This is a genomic window from Rhodopseudomonas sp. BR0C11 (assembly GCF_010820945.1).
GTDB classification, from domain to species: Bacteria; Pseudomonadota; Alphaproteobacteria; order Rhizobiales; family Xanthobacteraceae; genus Rhodopseudomonas; species Rhodopseudomonas palustris_H.
In genome coordinates, this window is sequence record NZ_QTKI01000212.1 from 1 (window position 1) to 8,232 (window position 8,232).

Here is an 8,232-nt window from a genome sequence, read left to right on the forward strand (position 1 = left end):
GGCGCGGCGAGCAGCAGGGAAAGCAGCCAGATGCGAGACGGATGGCGACGGCTCATCGCTGCGGCTCCGATCAGTATTTGGTGCGCAGCGGCCGCTCGTCGGCGCCGTACGGCACCCAGCGGCACGCGAACGAGATGTAGCCGCCGTAATTGGCCTGCACGCCGAGCAGCTTCACCACCTTGCCGTAGCGGGCGCAGTGATCGACCGCCATGGCGCGGACGTCGGCGTGGCCGATCAGGCTGGTGGAGATGATTCCGCCGGTATCATTGCCCTTGAACGGCGGCACATAATCGGCGCGCGCCGCCGTGCTTGCCAGCACCGCACCCAGAACGGCCAAGCCGGCAGCCCCCATCAATCGCATCGTGATCTCCCTCTGTCGCTGCGTTCGAGTCTAGAACGCCGCCATGAGAATGGAAAGAACACGCCCCGCGTTCCGCGTGGGGTTCTGCCGAGGTGTGGCCGGCCCGCACTTGACCTTGGCATGGCTTCGCGGCACCGTCCGCCGCATCGAATTCCGGTGGATGAGCCATGCGATTCATTTCGACGTTGAAAACGCCCGTCGCCGCGGTCGCGGCCCTGCTTGGCCTGTTCGCGCTGGCGCCCACCGCTCAGGCGGCCAATCCGCTGGAGATGAACTTCTGGCTGTCGGGTCCGCGCTATGACGGCAATCTGCCGCCGTGCGAAGCCGCGCTGCCGTCGATCACCCACCAGTTCGCCGAGAAGGAAGGCACCTTCTGGAATTCGGATCTGCGCATCACCGCGTATGCGAAGGTCCGCGACGTCGCGTTCCGCCCCTGGCAGAGCGACAACATTCCGCGCCGCTTCTGTGCCGCCGACGCGCTACTGAACGACGGCAAGACCCGTCCGGTGTATTTCTCGGTCATCGAGGATGGCGGTCTCGCCGGCTTCACCGACGGCGTCGAGTTCTGCGTCGTCGGCGTCGACCGCAATTGGGCGTTCAATCCGGCCTGCAAGGCCGCCAAGCCCTGAGCGGCGCGCCGCGCTGAACCGCGGCACTATCGACCATTTGCGTTCTTGAAACGTTCCTGAGTCCTGGTAGGCTTTTCGCACTTCCAGCAGCAGGGCCCTGTGACATGCTTGGATTTCTACGTCGACGACGGTCGCTGATCGCCGCCTGCGCGGTGGCTGGGGCTCTGTTCACCTCGGCCGCAGCCGAGGCGCAGGACCGCCGCCAGAATGCGCCCGGCGCGTTCGATTTCTACGTGCTGGCGCTGTCGTGGTCGCCGTCTTATTGTGAGCAGGCGTCCGAACGCGGCCTCAGCGGCCGCTCCCAGCAGCTGCAATGCGGCGGCCGGCCGTTCGCCTTCGTGGTGCACGGGCTGTGGCCGCAATACGAGCGCGGCTTTCCGGAATACTGCGAGCGTCCCGCGCCGCGGCTCGACCGCCGCATCGTCGACTCGATGCTCGACCTGATGCCGGCGCCGGGGCTGATCTATAACGAGTGGGACAAGCACGGCACCTGCGCAGGACTGTCGCAGCGCAGCTATTTCGAGCAGATCCGCAAGGCCCGCGCCGCGGTCCGGATTCCGCCCGACTTCATCGACGCCAAGGAGCCGCGCACCGTCACCGCCGACGAGGTCGAGGCCGCCTTCATCAAGGTCAATCCGGGCCTGTCGAATTCGGCGATTGCGGTGATGTGCGACCGCAAGCGGCTCAGCGAGGTGCGGATCTGCATGAGCAAGGATCTGCAATTCCGGGCCTGCGAGGAAATCGACCGCCGCGCCTGCCGCCGCGACCAGCTCGAAGTCCCGCCGCTGCGCGGCGGCTGAGCCCCCGGCGCCTCGCTTCAGACGTTCCCGAAGGTGTCCCAGGCCGCACGATGGCTTGACACCGCGCGCGGCTCCGCGTCACGGTCCGGGTCCCTCCTGAACGCGATGAACTGAATCCCAAATGACAGGCTTTGCCGTAATCCGCGACGATACGCCGACGGCCGTGATCCCCAAGGGCGCGGTGGTGGCGATGGGCAATTTCGACGGCGTCCACCGCGGCCACCGTGCCGTGATTGGCGCCTGCCTCGACATGGCGCGGATCAAGAAGGCGCCAGCCCTGGCGGTGACGTTCGAGCCGCATCCGCGCAAGTTCTTCAGCCCCGACGTGCCGCAATTCCGGCTGACCGACGAGACCGCCAAGCTGCGGCTGCTCGCGGGCACCGGGCTCGACGGCGCGGTGATCCTCAGCTTCGACGCGCGGCGGGCGTCGACAACCGCGCACGACTTCATCCAGCACGAGCTGATCGGCCGGCTCGGGGTGCAGGGCATTGCGATCGGCTACGATTTCCACTTCGGCAAGGGCCGCGGCGGCTCGCCGTCGATGCTGGTCGCCGAAGCGCCGTCGCTCGGGATCGAGGTCGACGTCCAGCCGCATGTCGATTTCGGCGACCATCCGGTGTCGTCGAGCGCGATCCGCAAATGCCTGGAGGAGGGCCACATCGCTGCCGCCACCGAGATGCTGGGCGGTCCGTGGTTCGTCACCGGCGAGGTGATCCATGGCGACAAGCGCGGCCGCGACCTCGGCTATCCGACCGCCAATATCAGGCTCGATCCGGAGTGCAGCCTGAAGCACGGCATCTATGCGGTGCGGGTCGGCCGCGGCGGCAAACACTACGACGCGGTGGCGAATTTCGGCCGCCGCCCGACCTTCGACAACGGCGCGCCGCTGCTCGAAGTGTTCGTGTTCGATTTCAATGAACCGCTGTACGGCGAGACGCTCGACGTCGCCTTCATCGCCTTCATCCGCGACGAGGAGAAGTTCGAGAGCATCGAGGCGCTGATCCGGCAGATGGACGACGACTCCGCCCGCGCCCGAGCGGCGCTCGCCGCCGACCACGGCGCGTTCCCCAAACTCGGCACGCTGCGATGAACCGGACCGAGAAGGAGAAGATGCTGGCGGGCGAGCTGTATCGCCCCGGCAGCCCGGAGCTCGCCGCCGACGAGGCCGCCAACAAGGCCTGGATCGTCCGCTACAACGCCTCGGGCGCGCTGCCGGCGGCGGAGCGGCACGTGCTGCTGTCCGAGCATTTCGGCCATGTCGGCAAGAGCGCGGTGGTGCGGCCACCGTTCTTCTGCGACTGCGGCTACAACATCTTCCTCGGCGACAACGTCTTCCTCAATTTCAACTGCGTGATCCTGGACATCATGCCGGTCCGGATCGGCGACCGCACCCAGATCGGTCCGGCGGTGCAGATCTACGCGGCCGACCACCCGCGCGACGCCGCCACCCGCCGCGAGGGCCTGGAATTCGGCCGCCCGGTGACGATCGGCAACGACGTTTGGATCGGTGGCGGTGCCATCATCCTGCCCGGCATCAGCATCGGCGACGGCGCCGTGATCGGGGCCGGCAGCGTCGTGACCCGCGATGTCGCCCCCCATTCGATCGTCGGCGGCAACCCGGCCAAGCCGCTGAGGAAGGGCGGCCAGACGCAAGGATGACCGCCGCAGGGCTTTGCGATCCTGCGACCGCCTGCTAATGAATGCCCGCATGTCTGCACGGCGCGCCATCATCAGCATTATCGGCCCGGCTTCCGCCTGAGCTTTGAGTTCGGCGCAAGACCGGGACCCGTCTCACTTCATCGCGATCGATCGCGTCAGCGCCTCTTGACCCAGAGCTTCCATGTCCGACAAGCCTGAAAAATCCGACGTCAACGATTATTCCAAAACCCTCTTCCTGCCGCAGACGGAGTTTCCGATGCGCGCCGGACTGCCGCAGCGCGAGCCGGAGCTGCTGAAGCGCTGGGAGGAGATGGACCTCTACGGCAAGCTGCGCGAAAGCGCCCGGGGCCGCGCCAAATTCGTGCTGCACGACGGCCCGCCCTACGCCAACGGCAACATCCATATCGGGCATGCGCTCAACAAGATCCTCAAGGACGTCGTGACCAAGAGCCAGCAGATGCTCGGGTTCGACTCCAACTACGTGCCCGGCTGGGACTGCCACGGCCTGCCGATCGAGTGGAAGATCGAGGAAGAGAACTACCGCTCCAAGGGTAAGCCGAAGCCGAACTTCAAGGACTCCGCGGCGATCATCGCGTTCCGCAAGGAGTGCCGCGCCTACGCCACCAAATGGCTGAACGTGCAGCGCGAGGAGTTCAAGCGGCTGGGCGTGATCGGCGACTGGGATCATCCTTACGCCACGATGAATTACTTCGCCGAGGCGCAGATCGCCCGCGAGCTGATGAAGTTCGCCGCCAACGGCACGCTGTATCGCGGCTCCAAGCCGGTGATGTGGAGCGTCGTCGAAAAGACCGCGCTGGCCGAGGCCGAGGTCGAGTACGAGGACTACACCTCGGATACGGTGTGGGTGAAGTTTCCGGTCAAGACCGGCGATGCGGCGACCAAGAACGCCAGCATCGTGATCTGGACCACCACGCCGTGGACGCTGCCGGGCAACCGCGCGATCAGCTTCTCGTCGAAGATCGCCTATGGTCTCTACAAGGTCACCGATGCGCCGGCTGATAACTGGGCCAAGACCGGCGACCTTTTGATCCTGGCGGACGCGCTCGCCGAGAGCGTATTCAAGCAGGCCCGCGTCGCGGCGTACGAGAAGGTCTCGGACATCGGCGCCGACGTGCTGAAGGCGAGCGAGTGCTCGCATCCGCTGCAGGGCCTCGACGGCGGCTATGAGTTCATCGTGCCGCTGCTCGATGGCGAACACGTCACCGAGGACACCGGCACCGGCTTCGTGCACACCGCGCCGGGCCACGGCCGCGAGGACTTCGATATCTGGATGCACAATGCCCGCGCTCTCGAAGCGCGGGGCATCTCGTCGACCATCCCCTACACCGTCGATGAGAACGGTGCGCTCACCGAGCAGGCGCCGGGCTTCACCGGCAAGCGGGTGATCAACGACAAGGGCGAGAAGGGCGACGCCAACGAGGCGGTGATCCAGGCGCTGATCGCGCGCGGCGCGCTGCTGGCGCGTGGCAAGCTGAAGCATCAGTACCCGCATTCGTGGCGCTCGAAGAAGCCGGTGATCTTCCGCAACACGCCGCAATGGTTCATCGCGATGGACAAGGACATCGTCGATGACGGCGCGGCGAAGCCCGGCGATACGCTGCGCGCCCGCGCCCTGAAGGCGATCTCCGTCACCCAATGGGTGCCGCCGGCCGGCCAGAACCGCATCAACGGCATGATCTCCGGCCGTCCGGACTGGGTGATCTCGCGGCAGCGCGCCTGGGGCGTGCCGATCGCGGTATTCATCAAGGACAAGGGCGACGGTTCGGTCGACATCCTGCAGGACGAGGTCGTCAACCAGCGCATTGCCGAAGCCTTCATGCAGGAAGGCGCCGACGCCTGGTACGCCGAAGGCGCGGCCGAGCGCTTCCTGGGCGATCGCGCCGCCGAGGGCTGGCGCAAGGTCGACGACATTCTCGACGTCTGGTTCGACTCCGGTTCGACCCATGCGTTCGTGCTGGAAGATGCGCAGAACTTCCCCGGCCTCGCCGGCATCCGCCGCAAGGTCGACGGCGGCGCCGACACGGTGATGTATCTGGAAGGCAGCGATCAGCATCGCGGCTGGTTCCATTCGTCGCTGCTCGAGAGCTGCGGCACCCGCGGCCGCGCGCCCTATGACGTCGTGCTGACGCACGGCTTCACCCTCGACGAGCAGGGCCGCAAGATGTCGAAGTCGCTCGGCAACACCACCGATCCGGCCAAGGTGATCGCGTCCTCCGGCGCCGATATCCTGCGGCTGTGGGTGTGCGCCACCGACTACGCCGACGATCAGCGCATTGGCCCCGAGATCCTCAAGAACGTGGTCGAGACCTATCGCAAGCTGCGCAACTCGATCCGCTGGATGCTAGGCACGCTGCATCACTTCAAGCGTGACGAAGCGGTGGCGTTCGCCGACATGCCGGAGCTGGAGCGGCTGATGCTGCATCAGCTCGCCGAGCAGAGCGCGACGGTGCGGGCCGCCTATGCGGAGTTCGACTACAAGACCGTGGTGGCCTCGCTGGCGGCGTTCATGAACACCGAGCTGTCGGCGTTCTACTTCGACATCCGCAAGGACACGCTGTACTGCGACCCGCCGTCGTCGCTGGCGCGCAAGGCGGCGCTGACCACGATCGACATCATCTGCGACGCGATCCTGAAGTGGCTGGCGCCGGTGCTGTCGTTCACCGCTGACGAAGCGTGGGGCATGTACCGGCCCGACGCCGAGCCGAGCGTGCACCTGACGCTGTTCCCGCTCGACCTCGGCGAATATCGCGACGAGGCGCTGGAGAAGAAGTGGCGGGTGATCCGTGCGATCCGCAAGGTCGTCACCGGCGCGCTGGAAGTCGAGCGTGCCGCCAAGCGGATCGGCTCGTCGCTCGAAGCCTCGCCGATGATCTATCTGCCGGAAGCCTTCATGGGCGATCTGTTCGACGTCGACTGGGCGGAGATCTGCATCACCTCGAACGCGATGGTCGAGATCCTGCGCGGCAACGACACCCCGCCGGCCGATGCGTTCCGGCTGCCGGAGCTCGCCGATGTCGGCGTGGTGATCGAGCGGGCGCAGGGCACCAAGTGCGCCCGGTCGTGGAAGATCCTGTCGAGCGTCGGCTCGGATGCCGAGTATCCCGACGTCTCCCCCCGCGACGCCCAGGCGCTGCGGGAATGGAAGGCGCTGGGCGGCGCGGCGTCTTGAGCGGCGTGACACGCGCACCGGCCCCTCATGGTGAGGAGCGCGCCCTCGGGCGCGCGTCTCGAACCATGAGGTGGCGTGGCCCTCATCCTTCGAGACGCGGCGAAGACGCCGCTCCTCAGGATGAGGGGGCCGTGCCGGTGGTTCCTTCGCCGTCATCGCCGAGCATGACGACGCCTCGTTTTGGGGTGGGCGCCGCATCATGACCCCCGTCCGCCTCGGCGTCCTCGCCGCGATCGTCGCGCTGGCGCTCGACCAGGCCAGCAAGCTGTGGCTGCTGCACGGGTTCGAGCTGGCGCGGAAGGGCGTGGTGCAGGTGCTGCCGTTCTTCGACCTGGTGCTGGCCTGGAACACCGGGATTTCCTACGGCTGGTTCTCCGGACAGGGGCCGACCGGGCAGATGCTGATGCTGGCGTTCAAGGTGGTGGCCGTGGTGGCGCTGGCGATCTGGATGGCGCGCTCCACCACCAGGCTTGCGACGATCGGTCTCGGTCTGATCATCGGCGGGGCGATCGGCAATGCGATCGACCGGCTCGCCTATGGCGCGGTGGTCGATTTTGCCCTGCTTCACGCCGAAATCGGCGGCAAAACCTACAACTGGTACGTGTTCAACATCGCCGACGTGGCGATTGTTGTCGGGGTGGCAGCCCTGCTGTATGACTCCCTGATAGGGCTACCCGCCGCAAAAGCGCCCTGATCCCGGCCGATACCGACCGCGCGGAATTGGGCCTGCTTCCGGGTTGCGGCCCGATCGCAAGACGTGAATAGGATCAACGCCATGCGCCAGACCGACAGCCGCCTTCCGAAGACGGAAACGTCCACCGCCGCGCTGCTCCGCACCGCCCGGGTCGCCGCCGTTGCCCTCGGGGTCGGCATGGTGCTGACGGTCGGAATCGCCCGCGCCCAGGACCAGGAAGAGGCGGACGACTCCACCTTCGAGGAAAAGATCATCAAGGGCCTGATGTCCGGCATCGGCGCCACCAACATGGACAATTCCGGCATCAATTATCGCGAGCGCTCGCCGCTGGTGGTGCCGCCGAAGCTCGAACTGCCGCCGCCGGAAACCGCCGCGGCCGCCGCGCCGGCGCCGAACTGGCCGAAGGACGCCGACCTGCAGCGCCGCAAGGAAATCAAAGCGGCCGAAGCCAAGGCCAAGCCGAATCCGTGGGAATCGGCCCAGCCGCTGACGCCGTCGCAGCTCAAATCGGTCCGCGCCGACGCCGCCAAGGGTGGCAACGATCCGATGCAGCCCGGCAACCAGCAGAACAATCCGATGTTGAGCCCCTCGCAGCTCGGCTTCAACGGCTCGTTGTGGGGCGTGCTCGGCGGCGGCAGCAGGACCGAAACCGCGACCTTCACCGGCGAGCCGACCCGCGAGAACCTGACCCAGCCACCGTCCGGCTACCAGACGCCGTCGCCGAACTTCGCTTACGGCACCGGGCCTAAGGAAGCGCTCGGCAGCAAGCGGATGGACATCATGTCGGGCAAAGAAACCAGCAATTGAGCCTGGTTGCCGTCCGTCCTCGTTCATCACGGCCCGCCGCGTCGCGCGGCATTCCCATCTCTCGTTCCGTCGAACAGCGTGCGCGTCAGCGC

Annotated in this window: 8 protein-coding genes; 7 read left to right on the forward strand and 1 reads right to left on the reverse strand. The window is 66.7% G+C overall.

Going from position 1 to position 8,232, the window contains the following annotated elements:
* Positions 1–70: 70 nt before the first annotated feature.
* Complete coding sequence (locus DYI24_RS16250; protein ID WP_107345957.1) at positions 71–361, reverse strand: hypothetical protein; 291 nt, start codon at positions 359–361, stop codon at positions 71–73.
* 167 nt (positions 362–528) lie between these two features.
* Here DYI24_RS16250 and DYI24_RS16255 point away from each other — a divergent pair, with 167 nt between their 5' ends.
* The 7 genes from DYI24_RS16255 (at position 529) to DYI24_RS16285 (ending at position 8,140) form a co-directional block, all read left to right on the forward strand.
* Entirely contained in the window at positions 529–990 is a 462-nt protein-coding gene (locus tag DYI24_RS16255; RefSeq protein WP_107345956.1) for a hypothetical protein, read from the forward strand.
* Positions 991–1,094: 104 nt separating this feature from the next.
* Positions 1,095–1,790, forward strand: coding sequence for a ribonuclease T2 family protein (locus DYI24_RS16260; RefSeq protein ID WP_164573037.1), 696 nt, complete (start codon positions 1,095–1,097; stop codon positions 1,788–1,790).
* A gap of 121 nt (positions 1,791–1,911) precedes the next feature.
* Complete coding sequence (locus DYI24_RS16265; RefSeq protein WP_107345954.1) at positions 1,912–2,880, forward strand: bifunctional riboflavin kinase/FAD synthetase; 969 nt, start codon at positions 1,912–1,914, stop codon at positions 2,878–2,880.
* Positions 2,877–3,449 carry a sugar O-acetyltransferase gene (locus DYI24_RS16270; protein ID WP_164573038.1) on the forward strand — a complete coding sequence of 191 codons (573 nt, stop codon included), beginning with the start codon at positions 2,877–2,879 and terminating at the stop codon, positions 3,447–3,449. The genes DYI24_RS16265 and DYI24_RS16270 overlap by 4 nt, the downstream gene beginning before the upstream one ends.
* Positions 3,450–3,630: 181 nt before the next feature.
* Positions 3,631–6,639, forward strand: a complete 3,009-nt coding sequence (gene ileS / locus DYI24_RS16275) for an isoleucine--tRNA ligase (protein ID WP_164573039.1) — start codon at positions 3,631–3,633, stop codon at positions 6,637–6,639.
* A 199-nt stretch (positions 6,640–6,838) separates the two neighbouring features.
* The gene (lspA, locus tag DYI24_RS16280) at positions 6,839–7,333 is read left to right on the forward strand and encodes a signal peptidase II (RefSeq protein WP_107356907.1); all 495 of its coding nucleotides are present in this window, start codon (positions 6,839–6,841) and stop codon (positions 7,331–7,333) included.
* Between the two features lie 81 nt (positions 7,334–7,414).
* Positions 7,415–8,140: a hypothetical protein gene (locus tag DYI24_RS16285; RefSeq protein WP_164573040.1), complete on the forward strand. Its 726-nt coding sequence runs from the start codon at positions 7,415–7,417 to the stop codon at positions 8,138–8,140.
* Positions 8,141–8,232: the final 92 nt, after the last annotated feature.